Raw genomic sequence first — 16,556 nt, 5'->3', positions numbered from 1 at the left:
TGGCCGTTCACGTCCCCGAAACAAGCAGGTTTACCGCGTCTGGGAGAGAGTCGACGAGATGGACGTGTCCCTCCATCGGGCGGCCGCGGGCGAGGGTGCGCAGGAGTGGCCAGGCCGGCAGCTCGTCGGTCCAGTACGCCGCCCCGACCAGCACCATGGGGGCCACGGCCTCCTCGGTCGCGTAGTAGTTCTCGCAGGCGTCCTGGAAGATCTCCTGGACGGTGCCGCCGAGGCCGGGGAGGAAGACGATCCCGGCGTCGCAGACCTGCAGCAGGGTCGCCTCGCGGGTCGAGTTGCGGAAGTACTTCGCGATCGCGGTCGCGAACACGTTCGGCGGCTCGTGGCCGTAGTGCCAGGTCGGGATGCCCAGCGACTCCTCGTCCGCACCGAACCGGTCGATCACGTCGAAGGCGCTCCGGACCCACGCGTCGATCGACGGGTCGTACGACGGCGCGCCGGCCAGCTCGGCGAGCGCCGCGTCGAGGTCGTCGGGACGGTCGGCGAACCGCGCGCCGAGGTTCGCGGCCTCCATCGCGCCGGGGCCGCCGCCGGTGGCGACGACGTGGTCGGTGCCGAGCGCGGCGCCGAGCCGTGCGGCGTCGGCGTACGCCGCCTCGCCCCGCTCGAGCCGGTGCCCGCCCATCACGCCGACCAGGTGCCGCCCGGAGGTCCAGGACTCGAGCGCGAGGTCGATCGCGTGGTCGTGGAGCGCGCGGGCCAACGTCGCGGCGCGGGTGCGCGGCCGGCGTGACCAGGCGTACGCCGACCCGTCGAGCGAGTCGGCGTACGGGCCGTGCCCGTAGAGCTCCACGGGGGTGTACAGCGTGGAGCGGGCCGTGTCGACCGGGACGTCCGGCTCGTCGGCCATCCACAGCTCCAGCTGGGTGACGGCCTCGACGGGCTCACCTCGGACGACTCCCGGTCTCTGCACGGCCCGACACTAGTGTCCTGAGTCAAAAGTTCGTGTGCGCTTCGCGCACACATGGCACGCACCTCACTTCGTTGCCGTCGCTCGCTGGACGGACGGGTATGGCGTCGCTCCGACGCCTTGCGATGCACACACCCTGAGCACGCCCAGTGCGCATGAACTTCCGACTCAGGACACTAGAACGCGTACGCCAGCAGCTCCGCGAACAGCTCGTCGCCGTCGACCTCGAGGCCCCGGGAGCGGAACCACGTGCACACGTTCGTGCAGTCGCGCAGGAGGAAGTCGAGACCGGCGGCGTTGCCGGCGAGGTCGACGACCTGCGGCAGGTCGATGATCACCAGACGCTCGCCCGCGGCCAGGATGTTGTAGGCCGAGAGGTCGCCGTGGACCAGGCCGTTGCCGACCAGCGTCACGAGAGCCTCGCGGAGCTGGTCGAAGTACGACGCCAGCAGCGCCGGCTCGGGCCGGGTCTGGGCGAGCCGCGGTGCGCTCTCGCCCTCGTCGTCGGTGATCCACTCCATCAGCAGCTCGACGCCGTCGATCTGCACGGGGTAGGGCACCGGCAGCCCGAGCGCCCAGCAGCGCTTGAGCGCGTCCCACTCGGAGATCGCCCACTCGCTGCTGGCGACGATCTTGCCCCAGGTGCTCTTGCGCTTGAGGGCGCGCTCGTCGCGGGAGCGCTTGACGCTGCGGCCCTCGGTGTAGGACGCGGCGCGGTGGAAGGTGCGGTGCTCGTTGCTGCGGTAGCGCTTGGCGACCATGACGACGGACTCGCCCGGGGCGTCGCTGCCGGGGACGGCGCGCTCCACCAGGAACGCGTCGGCCTCCTTGCCGGTCTTGAGGATGCCGAGCTCGGTGTCGACGGCGGCCTGCGAGGTCACCACCCAGTCGGGGCGGGGCTGCGGGCCGCGGCACAGGGGCTCGACGTCGAGCCAGGTGGACCAGCGCTGGCCGTCGCCGAGGTCGTCGTACGTCTCGAAGTCGAAGACGAAGGTGGGGTCGAGGTCAGAGATCTCGGAAGGGGTGTCGTGCGTCATCGGTGTGGGTGCTCCAGGAGAGAGAGGAAGAGTGGTCTGCGGACAGGCCAGCGACAGTCATGGACATGTCACGCTCCTCTCGGTCGGGCACCGGTCGCTCCGGACGCTCGGGCCCACTGTGGGGCATGCCCGCGAACGCGGGCAACCGATTAAATGCAGGACGCCCCGCCCGGGGGTGCGCCGGGCGGGGCGTCGTTCTGGGTGGGGCCGCGCTAGCAGACGGAGTCCGACGGCTTCGGGTTGGTGAGCCCGAGCAGCGGTCGGAACGCGAGCCCGACGTAGGTGCCGACGATCGCCATCACGCCCCACAGCCAGCCGTGCAGGCTGAAGGACGCGATGCCGCCGAAGTAGGCGCCGATGTTGCAGCCGAAGGCGATCCGCGCGCCGTACCCCATCAGCAGGCCGCCGATGACCGCGCCGACCGCGAGCCGCAGCGGGACCCGGCGGTGCAGCACGAAGGCGCCGGCCGCCGCGGACGCGATCAGCGCGCCGATGATGATGCCGAAGTCCATCACCGAGGTCTTCTCGGCGAGGATGCCGGCGTCGTACTTCGACAGGTTGGCCGGGTCCTGCCAGAAGCCCCACGACAGCACGTCCACGCCGACGAGGTCGAGGAGCTTCGAGCCCCACAGGGCGAACGCGAACGTCACGCCCCACGCGCCGCCGGAGACCCACAGGGTCGCGGCGTTCAGGGCGGCGAGGAGCAGCGCGCCGACCCACAGCGGCCAGGAGCCGCGCACGATCCGGGCCGCGCCCTCGGCGATCGGGGTCGGCTCGACGTCCGGGACGGACCGGTTGCGCGCGAGCAGGTACGTCGCGCCCACGACCAGCGCCATCAGGGCGAGGGACGCCGCCCACGCGCCGGCGTACCCGCCGAACCACTGGGTCAGCGAGACCGGCTCGTGGCTCGGGAGGTCCATCCACCAGGGGAACTGGTAGGCGCCGAGGGTGGCGCCGCCGATGAAGCCGCCGAGCGTCAGCAGGATCGCGGTGTGACCGCTGCCGATCGCGAACAGGGTGCCTGACGCGCAGGAGCCGCCGAGCTGCATGCCGACGCCGAACATGAACGAGCCGACGAAGAGACCGAAGCCGATCGGCGCGAGGGTCGGCAGCGCCGGCACGTCCTTGAAGCCGATGCCGTTGGCGAGGATCGGCGCGAAGAGCGTGCACGCGACCGCGAGCATCAGCATGTGCGCGCGGAGGGCCTTGCCCTGCCGGACCGCGACGAGCTGCCGCCACGCGGAGGTGAAGCCGAAGCGGCTGTGGAACAGGACGAACCCGAGGCCGAGGCCGAGGGCGAACAGGATCGCCGGCACCTGGCCGGAGCTGCTGTAGACGACGCCGCCGAGGACCAGGGCGGCGACCAGCCCGATGACGACGACGCGGGCTTGCGGGGGTGGTTCGGTGGTCGCGACGGGCGCGACCCGGGTGGAGCGGTGGGTGGATCGATCAGTGGTGGACATGGTGTTGCGCCTTCCGAGAGAGGTGCTGCCGAGAGTGCTGTCGAGAGTCAGCTCGCGCCGAGCGAGCCGACGGGGGTGACCGTGCCGCCGGGGAACCAGGAGACGACCGTCTCGTGGCCGGCGTGCCCGCTGCTCGCAGGCATGTAGGCCGCGCGGGAGGCGGCGTACAGGCCCAGCGGACGAGGAGCGTCGCCGCGGACGGAGCGCCAGGCGAGGTACGCCGGGCCCGTGGGGAGCTGCCCGGGGAAGTACGTCCCGAGCGTCTGGCTGAACTCCTGCGCACCCTGGTCGCGGATGTCGAAGTCGAGCGCGAGCATCGCGCCGGCCGTCGAGTCCACGACGCCGGGGCTGAGCAGCCACGGCGCGAGCCAGGTGCCGTCCGAGCGGATCGGCTGCTGGCGCAGCGGACGTGACGAGACCGCGGTGAGGTCGTGGGCCGCTGTCTCCCACCCGCCGAGGACGACCAGCGCGTTGCGGTCGCCCGGGGCGTCGTCCGGGCGGACGACCGGGACCCCGGACTCGCCGGCCAGCCCCCGCACCAGGTCGTACGCCGCGATGCTGCGCGCCGACTCGTCGTGCTCCACGGCGATCTCCTCGACGCCGCGGTCGACGAGGGTGCTCACCACGCCGCGCAAGGAGTCCGCGTCCCGGGCGGTCAGGCCGGCCGCGGGGCAGCCGGTCGGCGCCGGACCCGCGGCGAGCACGGCCGCCGTGGCCACGGCGACGCACTCGGGACCGTCGGCACCGACCCAGTCCGCCGTGTCGACGGGGTCCGTCCCCGTCTCGACGATGAACGGCAGCCGGTGCGTGGGCCCGTGGGTGACCAGCACCGTGCCGCTGCCCTCCGGGAGGTCCACGACCGCCCAGAGGCCGTCGGTGCCCGGCCGTGGCCGGGCCCGGACGAGGTCGTCCTCGCCGGTCCCGACGAGCACCGGTGGTCCGGTGCGGCCGTGCTGGTGCGTGCTGTCGACCCGGACCAGGTTGGGCCCGGGTCGGGCAGGGGCGACCGTGACCGTGAAGGTCACGTCGTCGTGGCGCAGCCGCTGCACGCTGGGGACGCCGGGTGTGCGGCTGCCGCCGAGCACCTGCTGACCGTCGGTGCGGGCCGACCAGTCCCGGACCAGCTGGTTGCCGGTCCGGTGCTGGTCGGCCGCGCCGAGCCCTGCTGCGTAAGCAGAGACCCCCACGAGGAGGCCGCCGACAACGACGGCGGCCCCCACGCGCAGAGCGTTCGTGCGTGCCTTACTTGATGTCGTCATCGGCCGTGACGAAGAGCATCGAGTGCGGCTTCGCCGGACCCCAGTCGCCGTGCGGCCAGGTCTCGCGGTCGAAGTCGATGCAGGTGTCGCCGGTCGTCTCGTCCTTGAACGACGTGTCGGTCGTGAGCTTCTGGTCGCTCCCGACGTCGACGAGGCAGACCCGGTGGTCACCGTTGAGACCGGTACGCGCCACGAAGTAGTTGGAGTACGCGATCCGCTTCACGTCCTTGGTCTCGTGGAAGTACCCGTCGTCGCCGACCGCCAGGTTGTCCAGCGCGCCCCAGTGCGGGCCGCCGGGCGCCGGCAGGATGTCGGTCACCGCCGGGCAGTCGCTCTCCGCGCCCCCGTTGACGGTCTCCTCGATCGTGTCGATGTTGCAGGTGGTGTCGGTGCCTGCGGCGAGCAGGTCCTGGATGTCCAGCTTGAGGATGTACGACGGGGACCCCAGGTCGGTGCCGCTGGGCTGGCGCCCGGCGACCGCGTGGTAGAGGTACTTGTCGTCCAGGCTGGTCTGCAGCCACCCGCCGTTGGAGCCGCCGCCGTACGGGTTGCGGCTCGGGTCGGCCTGCTTGTTGGACGTGGTGAGGTCGAAGACCTCACGCCACTGGGGCTTGGCGGCCGTGATGTCGGGGGCGTAGTAGATCGCGCCGCCCTGCATCGTCTCGGCGAACGCGCCCTTGTGGCTAGGCAGGTTGGTGACCGTGGTCTCCATCGCCGCCCGCGGCTCCTCCTGGTGCGCCACCTTGCCGACGCGCGGGCCGTCCGGCAGGAAGGACACCGCCTTCAGCTTCGGGTGGTCCTGGTCGGAGATGTCCCAGGTGCGCACCGTCGGCCGGCGCAGGTACGACGAGGGCGCCTGCACCGGGTTGAGGATGATGTTGCGCGGCTCGTTGTAGTCGCTGGTCACCAGGGTGTCGAGGTCCTCGCGTGCCTGGATGCCGTGCGGGTTGGCGCAGGTGGCGGCGGCCAGCTGCGGGATGTTGTCGCAGCGCTGCTCGGTCTCCGCGGTCTCCGGGGTCGCCGGGGCCTCGTAGACGGTCTTGCCGTTCTCGTCGAGCCGGACGAGCTCACCGGGGGAGCCGGCGAAGCCGTTGCCGATCCGGGTGGTGCCGTCGGAGTAGGTGCACGGTCCGGGCACGTCGGGACCGCCCATGTAGGTGCCGTACGCCGAGCCGTCCTTGGTCACCCAGTAGGCGTCGGGCACCGACCCGCAGAGCGTGTCCGTGGGGAGGTTGACGTGCTTGAGCTCCAGGGCGGGCAGCTTGCTGGTGTCCAGGACGTAGGTGACGTCCGTGAACAGCCCGCCGGCGAAGATGTTGTTGCCCTTGTGCCAGATGTACTGCATGTGGTGCGGCTCGTTCTCGACGAGCGGGCCGACCGTCACGGTGTTGACGACCTTGCCGTACGACGCGGAGCCCTTGGTGGCGTCCACGACGGCGAAGAAGTCGGGACCGATCTGGTCGCCCTTGCCGAGCAGGTCCGGCGTGACGACGTCGGGCAGGTTGGTCAGCTGCTTGCCGGTCCGGTCGAGCACGTTGTTGTCGCCGGCCCAGACCACGAGGTACTCGTGCCGCTTGCCGTCGTCGGGCACCCCGCCGCCGGCGCTGCCGCCGCCGAGGCCGAGGTTCGGGATGGCTTCGCCGAGGCCCAGGTCCTGGAGGGCCGTCGTCGGCACCAGGTCGGAGCGCAGGTGGTTGGTGAGCCAGTACGTCTCGCCGTCGCCGCCCAGCACCTTCGAGGTCTGGCCGACGATGTCGCTGTTGAAGAGGCCCTGCACGAGGGCGTTCAGCGCCTGGATGGCCGGGGTGGCGATGTCGACCGGCTGGCCGGGATCGTCAGCCTGGACGGGTGCGGTCTGGAGGGAGCTGAGACCGAGCGCGACCAGCGCGGCGCCCAGGGCGGACCGGCGGAGCCGGCGGCCACGGGTGGGCGCGGTGGATGGAGTGGACACAGATGTGAACCTTCCCGAGAAGCGGGTTTCCCATGAACCCGCATGTTGTCTAAGACAATCGACTAACTAGAGAAAAGTTACGTCCGCATCACCACCTCTCGCATCGTGGACGCTCAGGCGGCGACGGTCGTCGCGATCGCCAGCTCCTCGAGCCGGTCCCAGGAGTCGTCGACGTGTACGACGCTGCGGCCGCGCCGGTGCAGCAGGCTCGCGGCGATGCCCGCGCGGTAGCCCGAGCGGCAGTGCACCCAGAGCTCGCCGGCCGGGAGCTCGTCGCCGCGGCGGTCGACCTCGTGGACCGGCAGGTGCACGGCACCCGGCAGGTGGCCGGCGTCGTACTCGTCGCGCTCGCGCACGTCGACGACGACCAGCGGTCCGGTGTGCTCGCGGAAGCCGGTCCAGTCGGTACGCCGGAAGGTCGACCGCAGGGTCGACGCGGCCTCGAGGTCGTGGATGCCGGGGCCGTCGATGCCGATCGACGCCAGGTCGTGCAGCGCCGAGCCGACGTCCGCGGGGGAGTCGTAGAGGAGCACGAAGTCCTCCTCCCACGGGACGAGCCAGCCGACGTACGTCGCGAACTGGTGGGAGTACTCCACGCTCACGGAGCCGGGCAGGTGACCCCGGGCGAAGGACGCGCGCTTGCGGAGGTCGATGACCCACTGACCGGCGAGGATCGCGTCGGTCACCTCGTCGCGGGTGACCGGACGCCCGGGCCGTGGGCGGGCGCGACCGGCGCCGCTGCGGTTGAGCGGGGCCATGTGGTCGTAGTGGGCCGGGGCCGGCCCGAACCCGGCGACCAGCTCCTCGACGAACCGGTCGCGGTCGAGGAGCAGGGCCGGGTTGAGCCGCAGCTCAGCGCCGAGCGTCCCGTCGGTCTCCGTCGGCGCGCCACCGGCGCAGAAGCTGCCGAAGCCGTGGGTGGGGAGGAGGCGGGTCGCAGGGTCCAGGCGCGCCAGCGTGCGCGCGCTCGACCACTGCGCCCGGGCCAGCTCGTGGCTCAGTCGGGGGTCGACGAGGTCGGTGCGACCGACGGTGCCGTGCAGGAGGCTGCCGCCGCTGAAGACTGCTGCTGGGGAGGCGGGCGGGGTCGGGGAGACGTCCCGGACGACGAAGGACTGGTGGTGGCGGGTGTGGCCGGGCGTCGCGACGACGGTCACCTCCAGCCGGCCGACGGGGACGACGTCGCCGTCGCGGACGCCGAGCCGCTCGAACTGCACCGGCTCGTCAGCGGAGAGCAGGTAGTCCGCGCCGTGGCGGCGGGCGAGGGCCAGGGCGCCGGACACGTAGTCGTTGTGGACGTGGGTGTCGGCGACCGCGGCGATCTCGACGCCGGCCTGCTCGGCGGCGGCCTCGATCGGAGCGATGTCGCGCGGTGGGTCGACGACCAGGGCGTGCCGGCCGTCGTGGACGAGGTGGGTGTGGTTGCCCAGCTCCGGGACCTCCAACGTGCGGACCTGCATGCGCGCCTCCGTCTTAAGTACAGTGAATCAATAGAGTTATAACACAAACGACGGTGCGAGTGCCGGAAGCGCGGTCGGGTACCTTGCCCGGGTGCTCCGCTCCCGTCGTTCCCTGGCCGCTGTCGTCGTCGGTGTCGCCCTGGCGCTGACCCTCGGGGCGGCGGGTCGCACGGTGGGCGCCGACGCACGTCCCCCGGGCGCCGCGGGCATCGGCGACTCCTACTTCCCGCTCGACGGCAACGGCGGCATCGACGTGCTGTCGTACGACGTCCACGACCGCTACGGCTTCCGTCACGGCCGCCTCTCCGGTTGGACCGAGATCCGGCTGCGCGGCACCGCCGCGATCTCGAGGTTCGACCTGGACTTCCTGCTCCCCGTGAGCTCGGTGCGCGTCGACGGACGGCCGGTGCGCTACTCGCAGACCCGGCACGAGCTGGTCGTCCGGCACGGCCTGGACGAGGGCGAGACCGTCGTCGTGCAGGTCCGCTACGACGGCCGGCCGGGCCAGTACTCCTACGCGGGGGAGAGCAACTGGCTGGCCGGCCCGGACGAGGTCGTGGCGATGAACCAGCCGCACATGGCGCCCTGGTGGTTCCCCGCCAACGACCACCCGCTCGACAAGGCCCGGATCACGGTCGGCATCACCGTGCCGAAGCGCTACTCCGTCATCTCCAACGGCCGTCAGGTCCACCGCCGCACCCACGGCGGCCTGGTGACGAGCACCTGGCGTGCGGACGAGCCGATGGTGCCGTACCTGGCGTTCTTCGCCGCCGGGCAGTTCCGCGTCGCCCGCGGCGTCGACCACGGCCTGCCGTGGCTGGTCGCCGTGTCGAAGGCGCTGCCGACCGTCGCCCAGCCCGGTGCGATGCGGCTGATGCGGCAGACTCCCGCGATCACCCACTGGCTCTCGTCGCAGCTGGGCACCTACCCGTTCTCGGTGGTCGGCGGCCTCGCCACCAGCCTCGAGCCGGGCTTCGCGCTCGAGAACCAGACCCGCCCGACGTACTCACCGGCGAGCCTCGACCAGTCGACCGTGGTCCACGAGCTGTCCCACCAGTGGTTCGGCGACTCCGTGGCGGTCCACCACTGGAGCGACATCTGGCTCAACGAGGGCGCGGCGACCTTCATGGAGTGGCGCTGGTCCGAGGTCCACGCGATGTCGACGGCCGACCAGCGGATGCGCCGGATGTATGCCATGACGGACGCCGACGACGCGTTCTGGCAGGGCGAGGTCGCCGACCCGTGCCCGACCGGGACCAGGTGCGTCGACCGGATCTTCGCGACCTTCGTCTACGAGCGCGGCGGCATGACGTTCCAGGCGCTGCGCAACCGGATCGGCGAGGACGCCTTCTGGCAGCTGCTCCGGCGCTGGGTCGCCGACCACCGCGGCGGCAACGGCTCGACCGCGGAGTTCCAGGCGCTCGCCGAGGAGGTCAGCGGCCAGGACCTCGACGGGTTCTTCGACGCCTGGCTGCACTCCGAGAGCAAGCCGGCCGACACGGCCGAGAACGGCCTGGGCTGAACGAGCCGGGCTAGCTCCGCAGTCGCACCGACAGGCAGGTCACGCAGCCCTCGAGCTTCTCGAACTCGGAGATGTCGACCGCGACCACGCGCAGGCCACGCTCCTCGAAGAGCGCGCGGGTCAGTGGCGCACTGGTCGACATCAGCACGCTCGTGTTGTCGAGGACGACCACGTGCGAGCCGCCCTCCTCGGGCACCGGGAGGAAGGTGTCCCACGTGGCCGGGTCGTCGACGAGGGGTGCGAAGCCCACGACCGTGCCGTCGGGCAGCGCCGTGACCGCCGACTTGAGGTGCAGCACCTTCGCCACCGGTACGCCGAGCACCCGCGCGCCGAGCGGGGCCAGGTGGGTCGCGAGCTGGTCCGCGCCCTCGGCGTTGGTGCGTCCGCCGAGCCCCACCCAGACGGTGCGTCCGTGCTTGAGCACGTCGCCACCGTCGAGCGTCCCCGGTGACTCGATGTGCGCGATCCGGTAGCCGAGTGACCGCAGGGCCGTCTCGGTGGCGGCGGTCTCGGGCTTGCGCTCGTCGGCACCCGGGCGGCTGATGACGGCGAGGTCGTCGAGCACCACGACGGTGTCCTCGACGAAGACGGCGTCCGGGCAGTCGTCGGCTGCCGGCACCTCGATCGTCTCCCAGCCCTCGGCCCGCAGCGCTGCGACGTACTCCTCCCACTGGCGCAGGGCCAGGTCGAGGTCGACGGGGGTCCGCTCGAGGTGCGTGAGGAGGCCGTCGACCAGACGGGGGCCGGGCCGGCGGACGAGTGCGCGGGTGGTCATGCGGACCATTCCAGCAGACCTAGCCGAGCAGGGGTGCGACCGCGCGCGCCACCAGGCTCGGCATCCGGGTGAGCGACTCCTCGGCGTCGGCGAGGGTCATCGCGCGCAGGCCGGCGTTGATCCCCAGCCAGCGCAGGGGCTCGCGCTCCCAGCCGGGGGAGCGGTGGCCGACCCACGGGAGCCGGGTGAGCTCGGTGTCGCGACCCAGGACGAGGTCGCGCAGGGTGCGTCCGGCCAGGTTGGTCGTGCTCACCCCGTCGCCGACGTACCCACCGGCCCAGCCGAGCCCGGTCTCCTGGTCCAGGCCCACGGAGGCGCACCAGTCGCGCGGGATGCCGAGGGCGCCGCCCCACGCGTGGGTGACGCGGGTGCCGGCGAGCACCGGGAAGAGGTCGACCAGCGTCGCGTAGAGCCGCGCGAAGACCTTCTCGTCGCGGTCGTACTCCGGCTTGATCCGCGAGCCGAGGTGGTACGGCGCGCCCCGGCCGCCGAAGACCAGTCGGTCGTCGGCGGTGCGCTGCCCGTAGATGATGAGGTGCCGGTGGTCGGTGAACGTCTCGCGCCGGGCCAGGCCGATCTCGGCCCAGACCTCGGGCGGCAGCGGCTCGGTCGCGATGATCAGCGAGTAGACCGGCACCAGCGTGCGCCGCTCACCGGCCAGCGACGCGGTGTAGCCCTCGGTCGCGCGCAGCACCGTGCGGGCGCGGACCACTCCCTGCTCGGTGCGCGCCAGCCGGGGCTCGATCGCAGTGACCCGGGTCTGCTCGTGGATCGTCACGCCGCGGCGCTCGACCGCGGTCGCGAGACCGCGCACCAGGCGCGCGGGGTGCACGACCGCGCAGTCGGGCGTGTACGTCGCGCCGCGGGTGTGGCTGCCTCGCAGGATCGCGGTGGCCTCGCTGCGCCCGAGCAGGCGGACGTCGTCCTCGCCGCGGTCCCAGGTGCGCGCCTCGCGCACCTCGGCCTTCGCGCGCGACCACTGCGCGCGGCTGCGGGCGAGCGCGATCGTGCCGCCCTGGGCGACGTCGGCCTCGATGCTCTCGGCAGCTGCGGCGCGCACGACCTCGTCGACGGTCTCGCGCATGGCGCGGTGCTGGGCGAGGGCGGCCGTGCGGCCGGCGTACCCGGCGAGGGTGGGCAGGGAGGCGGGGAAGAGCGCCGAGCACCAGCCGCCGTTGCGTCCCGACGCGCCGAAGCCGGCGGTCTCGGCCTCGAGCACGACGATGCGCAGCCCGGGGTCGGCCTCCGCGAGGTAGTGGGCGGTCCAGAGCCCGGTGAAGCCCGCTCCGACGATGGCGACGTCGGCCTCGACGTCACCGTCGAGCGGCGACCTCGGCGTCCAGTCCGTCTCGACGGTGTCGTGCCAGAGCGAGAGCCGCTCGTAGTGCGGGTCCCTGGCCCCGATGGGGCTCAGCGCACACCCCACGAGTAGGTCTGCTTGCGCAGGCTGAGGTACATGAACGTCTCGGTCGCGACCACGCCCTCGACGGTGCGGATCCGCTCCGAGATCAGCTCGAGCAGGTGCTCGTCGGTCTCGCAGACGACCTCCACCAGCAGGTCGAAGGAGCCCGCGGTGACCACGACGTAGTCCACCTCGTCGAGCTCGGCGAGACGGTCGGCGACCGGCTCCAGTGGTCCGGACACGCGGACCCCGACCATCGCCTGGCGCGCGAAGCCGAGCTCGAGCGGGTCGGTCACCGCGACCACCTGCATGACGCCGGACTCGATCAGCCGCTGCACGCGCTGGCGGACCGCGGCCTCCGAGAGACCGACGACCTTGCCGATGGCGGCGTACGAGCGCCGGCCGTCCTGCTGGAGCTGCTCGATGATCGCCTTCGAGACGTCGTCCAACGGCTGCGTCGTCCGGCCAGGGTTCCTGCTCATGGGGGGATGGTTCCGCAGCGGACGGCTCCGGTCAAAGGTCTCGACGGGTGTCGCACGGAAATGCTCGTCGCCGGGCCTGACAAGCGATTTCGTTGCGAGGATGTTTCGTATCGACGGGATCGCTTGTCGGCAGGCCCTCAGCGTGGCACGATCCGAGGCGTCGAGCAGGTTTCGAAGGGAGTCCGCATGGTGCAGGGACCCACCGGAGGTGGGCGGGGCGGACTGTCTCGTCGCGGGTTGCTCAAGGCCGGCGGTGGTGTCGCGTTCGCGGGCGTCAGCCTCGCGGCGCTCAACCTGCCGTTCTTCGGGGTCGACCCTCGCAAGGTCAACCCGGCCGACTGCCGGGCGACCGACGTGTCGGCGTCCCAGAAGAAGCTGATCATCTCGAACTGGCCGGCGTACATCGACCCGATCAAGAAGCCGACCTCGACCCTGCGGGTCTTCGAGGACCAGACCGGCATCTCCGTCGACTACACCGACGACGTCAACGACAACAACGAGTTCTACGCCAAGGTGAAGAACCAGCTCGGGTCCTGCCAGACGATCAACCGCGACATGATCGTGCTGACCGACTGGATGGCCGCGCGGATGATCTCGCTCGGCTGGATCCAGCCTCTCGACAAGGGCAGCGTCCCGAACCTGCACGCCAACCTGATCAAGCCCCTCCAGGGCCGGCAGTGGGATCCCGACCTGACCTTCCACGCGCCGTGGCAGAGCGGCCTGACCGGGATCGCCTACAACGCGGCGAAGACCGGCGAGGTGAAGAGCTTCGAGGAGCTGCTCACCCGCCCCGAGCTCAACGGCAAGATCAGCCTGCTGAGCGAGATGCGCGACACCATGGGGTTCATGCTCAAGGTGGTCGGCGCCAACCCCAGCGACTTCACCGACGACGACTGGGCCAACGCCATCGACCGGCTGCGCGAGGTGGTCGCCTCGGGGCAGGTCCGGGCCTTCACCGGCAACGAGTACATCCAGGACCTGGCGGCCGGCAACATCGTCGCGTGCGAGGCATGGTCCGGCGACGTGATCCAGGCCCAGTTCGACAACCCGGACATCAAGTTCATCGCGCCGGAGGAGGGGCTGTCGCTCTGGAGCGACAACATGCTCGTGCCGAACCTGGCCGAGCACCAGGCCAACGCCGAGAAGTGGATCGACTACTACTACGACCCGGAGAACGCGGCCAAGCTCGCCGCCTGGGTCAACTACATCTGCCCCGTGAACGGGGCCAAGGAAGCGATGGAGAAGGTCGACCCGAGCCTCGTCGACAACGTCCTGATCTTCCCCGACGACGAGACGCTTGCCGTCACCTTCGACTTCATGCCGCTGAGCGAGAAGCAGATCACCGCCTACCAAGGAGAGTTCGACGATGTCACAGGTGGTTGAGCAGGAGCCGACGGCGACGGACTCCGAGGGGTACGACGGGCTGCGGCTGCGGCAGGTGACCAAGTCGTTCGGGTCGTTCCACGCCGTCTCGAGCCTCGACCTCGACGTACCCCGAGGATCGTTCATCGCGCTGCTGGGCCCGTCCGGCTGCGGCAAGACGACGACGCTGCGGATGGTGGCCGGCCTCGAGACGCCGACCTCGGGGTCGATCACCCTGGCCGGGCAGGACATCACCTACGCGAAGCCGTACCAGCGGCCGGTCAACACGGTCTTCCAGAGCTACGCGCTCTTCCCGCACCTCGACATCTTCGAGAACGTCGCCTTCGGGCTCCGGCGCCGCAAGCGCAAGGACGTCGACACCGCGGTGCGCGAGATGCTCGACCTGGTCGAGCTCGACTCGCAGGCCCGCAAGAAGCCGGCCCAGCTCTCCGGCGGTCAGCAGCAGCGGGTAGCGCTCGCGCGGGCGCTGATCAACAAGCCCGAGGTGCTGCTGCTCGACGAGCCCCTCGGCGCCCTGGACCTCAAGCTGCGGCGCTCGATGCAGCTGGAGATCAAGCGGATCCAGACCGAGGTCGGGCTCACCTTCGTGCACGTCACGCACGACCAGGAGGAGGCCATGACGATGGCCGACACGGTCGCCGTCATGAACGCCGGGGTCATCGAGCAGATGGGCGCTCCGGCGGACCTCTACGAGAACCCGCAGTCGACCTTCGTCGCCAACTTCCTGGGCCAGTCGAACCTGATCGAGGGCACCATCCAGAGCCGCGCCGCCGACGTCGTCACCGTCGACATGCACGGCATCGGGGTCTCGATCCCGACGGAGCGGTGTCACGCCGACGGCGACAAGGGCTGGGTCGGGATCCGGCCCGAGAAGGTCCTGATCGGCGAGCCCGGCGAGGCGCTCGACGCTCCCGGCAACACCATCCCCGGCGGTGTCGTCACCGACGTCAGCTTCGTCGGGGTGAGCACGCAGTACCTCGTCCGGATGCCGTGGGGCCAGGAGCTGGGCGTGTTCGAGCAGAACACGGGACGGCGGCGGATGTTCGCCACCGGCGAGCAGGTCGAGCTGTCCTGGCGACCTGAGTACGCGTTCCTCCTCGACTTCAGCCAGGACGCCTCGGCCGGCGCGCAGAAGGCCGACGCCGAATGAGCGAGACGGTCCGCAAGCGCGGCTCCACCGGGTACTTCCTGCTGATCCCCGGCGTGCTGTGGCTCGCCCTCTTCTTCGTCGTACCGCTCTACTCCCTGGTCGCGACCAGCCTGTTCGACCCCAGCGGGTCGGACCTCAACGGCTACGAGATGACCTACCACTGGGCCAACTACTGGGACGCGCTGCAGTCCTACTGGCAGCCGCTGGTCCGGTCCCTCGCGTACGGCGCCCTCGCGACGCTCTTCTGCCTGCTGCTGGGCTACGTGCTCGCCTACGCGATCGCCTTCAAGGCCGGGCGCTGGAAGAACCTGATGCTGGTCCTGGTGATCGCGCCGTTCTTCACCAGCTTCCTGGTGCGGACGCTGTCGTGGAAGCTGCTGCTCGCCGACGACGGGTTCATCGTCAACACCCTCCAGTTCGTGCACATCCTCGGCAGTGACGGCCGGCTGCTCGCGACGCCGGTCGCGGTGATCGCCGGCCTGACCTACAACTTCCTGCCCTTCATGGTGCTGCCGCTCTACGCCAGCATCGACAAGATCGACGGACGCCTGATCGAGGCGTCCAGCGACCTGTACGCGAACCCGTTCGTCGGGTTCTTCAAGGTCACCTGGCCCCTGTCGCTCCCGGGCGTTGTGTCCGGGACGCTGCTGACCTTCATCCCGGCGGTGGGCGACTACATCAACGCCCAGCTCCTCGGCAGCCCCAACCAGCGGATGATCGGCAGCGTGATCCAGAGCCTCTTCACCGACGCCAACGACTACCCGGCGGCGGCTGCGCTCTCGGTCATCCTGATGGTGCTGATCGTGGGCATGGTCCTGTTCTACGTACGCCGCGCAGGGACGGAGGACCTGCTGTGAGCGCGACCGCCAGCTACAAGCAGGGCAGTGCCGCCGGCCGGTGGTTCCGCGAGCACCTCGTGCTGATCCTCGGCATCGCCGTCCTGATCTACACCTTCGTGCCGATCTTCGTGGTCGTGCTGATGAGCTTCAACGACCCGAGCAGCCGGCTGATCTACCGCTTCGACGGGTTCACGCTGCACAACTGGCTGAACCCGTGCGAGCCCGAGGGCATGTGCGGCTCGCTCTGGACCAGCATCCGGATCGGCTTCCTGGCCACCCTGGGGTCCACCATCCTCGGCACCCTGATGGCCTTCGCCCTCGTGCGGCACCAGTTCGCCGGTCGCTCGGCGATGAACCTGCTGATCTTCCTGCCGATGGCCTCGCCCGAGATCGTCATGGGCTCCTCGCTGCTGGCGCTCTTCGTCGCCGCCGGCGTCGGCGGCCAGCTCGGCTTCTGGACGATCCTGATCGCGCACATCATGTTCTGCCTGTCGTTCGTGGTCGTCACCGTCCGGGCCCGACTAGCGGGTCTCGACGACAACCTCGAACAGGCGGCGATGGACCTCTATGCCACGCCGCGGCAGACCTTCTGGCGCATCACCTTCCCGCTGGTCTTCCCGGGCATCCTGGGCGCGGCGCTGCTGAGCTTCTCGCTGTCGTTCGACGACTTCATCGTCACGAACCTCAACGCGGGCAACACCACGACGTTCCCCATGTACGTCTGGGGTGTCTCCCAGCGCGGCGTGCCGATGCAGGTCAACGTCGTCGGCACGGTGATGTTCCTGATCTCCGTCGTGATCGTGGTCGGCGGCGAGGTCACCAGCCGCCGCCGCGCGGCCAAGCTCACCTGACGCCGAGAATCTCCCGCACAACGTCATACGGGCGGAGCCGATGGTGGCTCCGCC

General features: G+C 70.8%; 14 protein-coding genes. 5 read left to right on the top strand and 9 right to left on the bottom strand.

The genetic code is table 11. From position 1 onward, the window contains the following. Positions 1 to 7 precede the first annotated feature (7 nt). From ASC77_RS04380 to ASC77_RS04355, 6 genes are all read right to left on the bottom strand, one after another. The gene (locus ASC77_RS04380; protein ID WP_235547444.1) at positions 8 to 931 is read right to left on the bottom strand and encodes an LOG family protein; all 924 of its coding nucleotides are present in this window, start codon (positions 929 to 931) and stop codon (positions 8 to 10) included. 173 nt (positions 932 to 1,104) lie between these two features. After that, the gene (locus ASC77_RS04375; RefSeq protein ID WP_056149155.1) at positions 1,105 to 1,965 is read right to left on the bottom strand and encodes a serine protein kinase RIO; all 861 of its coding nucleotides are present in this window, start codon (positions 1,963 to 1,965) and stop codon (positions 1,105 to 1,107) included. 212 nt (positions 1,966 to 2,177) lie between these two features. Then, entirely contained in the window at positions 2,178 to 3,428 is a 1,251-nt protein-coding gene (locus ASC77_RS04370) for a YeeE/YedE family protein (protein WP_056149153.1), read from the bottom strand. 47 nt (positions 3,429 to 3,475) lie between these two features. Then, the gene (locus ASC77_RS04365) at positions 3,476 to 4,648 is read right to left on the bottom strand and encodes a hypothetical protein (protein WP_056149151.1); all 1,173 of its coding nucleotides are present in this window, start codon (positions 4,646 to 4,648) and stop codon (positions 3,476 to 3,478) included. Between the two features lie 22 nt (positions 4,649 to 4,670). Then, positions 4,671 to 6,638 carry a hypothetical protein gene (locus tag ASC77_RS04360; RefSeq protein ID WP_056149148.1) on the bottom strand — a complete coding sequence of 656 codons (1,968 nt, stop codon included), beginning with the start codon at positions 6,636 to 6,638 and terminating at the stop codon, positions 4,671 to 4,673. Positions 6,639 to 6,751: 113 nt separating this feature from the next. After that, on the bottom strand, positions 6,752 to 8,098 hold the full coding sequence (locus ASC77_RS04355; RefSeq protein ID WP_056149146.1) for an MBL fold metallo-hydrolase: 1,347 nt from the start codon (positions 8,096 to 8,098) through the stop codon (positions 6,752 to 6,754). 91 nt (positions 8,099 to 8,189) lie between these two features. On the opposite strand from ASC77_RS04355, the gene ASC77_RS04350 reads away from it, so the two are divergent. After that, the gene (locus ASC77_RS04350; RefSeq protein ID WP_082574438.1) at positions 8,190 to 9,620 is read left to right on the top strand and encodes a M1 family metallopeptidase; all 1,431 of its coding nucleotides are present in this window, start codon (positions 8,190 to 8,192) and stop codon (positions 9,618 to 9,620) included. Between the two features lie 10 nt (positions 9,621 to 9,630). On the opposite strand, the gene ddaH is transcribed toward ASC77_RS04350, so the two are convergent. Genes ddaH through ASC77_RS04335 form a run of 3 tightly spaced genes read right to left on the bottom strand, consistent with a single transcriptional unit; the run spans position 9,631 to position 12,246 of the window. Then, on the bottom strand, positions 9,631 to 10,395 hold the full coding sequence (gene ddaH, locus ASC77_RS04345) for a dimethylargininase (protein WP_056149886.1): 765 nt from the start codon (positions 10,393 to 10,395) through the stop codon (positions 9,631 to 9,633). Between the two features lie 19 nt (positions 10,396 to 10,414). Then, positions 10,415 to 11,821: an NAD(P)/FAD-dependent oxidoreductase gene (locus ASC77_RS04340; RefSeq protein ID WP_082574437.1), complete on the bottom strand. Its 1,407-nt coding sequence runs from the start codon at positions 11,819 to 11,821 to the stop codon at positions 10,415 to 10,417. Further along, positions 11,806 to 12,246 (bottom strand): Lrp/AsnC family transcriptional regulator, encoded by a 441-nt coding sequence (locus ASC77_RS04335; RefSeq protein ID WP_414813160.1) that lies wholly within the window; start codon positions 12,244 to 12,246, stop codon positions 11,806 to 11,808. The genes ASC77_RS04340 and ASC77_RS04335 overlap by 16 nt, the downstream gene beginning before the upstream one ends. A 219-nt stretch (positions 12,247 to 12,465) precedes the next feature. Between ASC77_RS04335 and ASC77_RS04330 the strand changes: the two genes are divergently transcribed. The 4 genes from ASC77_RS04330 to ASC77_RS04315 are packed head-to-tail and all read left to right on the top strand — an operon-like array spanning position 12,466 to position 16,502. Next, positions 12,466 to 13,662: a spermidine/putrescine ABC transporter substrate-binding protein gene (locus tag ASC77_RS04330; protein ID WP_056149141.1), complete on the top strand. Its 1,197-nt coding sequence runs from the start codon at positions 12,466 to 12,468 to the stop codon at positions 13,660 to 13,662. After that, positions 13,646 to 14,812 (top strand): ABC transporter ATP-binding protein, encoded by a 1,167-nt coding sequence (locus ASC77_RS04325; protein ID WP_056149139.1) that lies wholly within the window; start codon positions 13,646 to 13,648, stop codon positions 14,810 to 14,812. Before ASC77_RS04330 ends, ASC77_RS04325 begins: the two co-directional genes overlap by 17 nt. After that, a complete protein-coding gene (locus tag ASC77_RS04320; protein WP_056149137.1) occupies positions 14,809 to 15,669 on the top strand; it encodes an ABC transporter permease in 861 nt (286 codons plus the stop codon). Before ASC77_RS04325 ends, ASC77_RS04320 begins: the two co-directional genes overlap by 4 nt. Continuing rightward, positions 15,666 to 16,502, top strand: a complete 837-nt coding sequence (locus ASC77_RS04315) for an ABC transporter permease (protein WP_056149135.1) — start codon at positions 15,666 to 15,668, stop codon at positions 16,500 to 16,502. Before ASC77_RS04320 ends, ASC77_RS04315 begins: the two co-directional genes overlap by 4 nt. The last annotated feature ends 54 nt before the right edge of the window (positions 16,503 to 16,556 follow it).

This window comes from Nocardioides sp. Root1257 (assembly GCF_001425175.1).
Classification (GTDB): Bacteria; Actinomycetota; Actinomycetes; order Propionibacteriales; family Nocardioidaceae; genus Nocardioides.
This window is presented reverse-complemented; position numbering and strand designations above follow the sequence as displayed.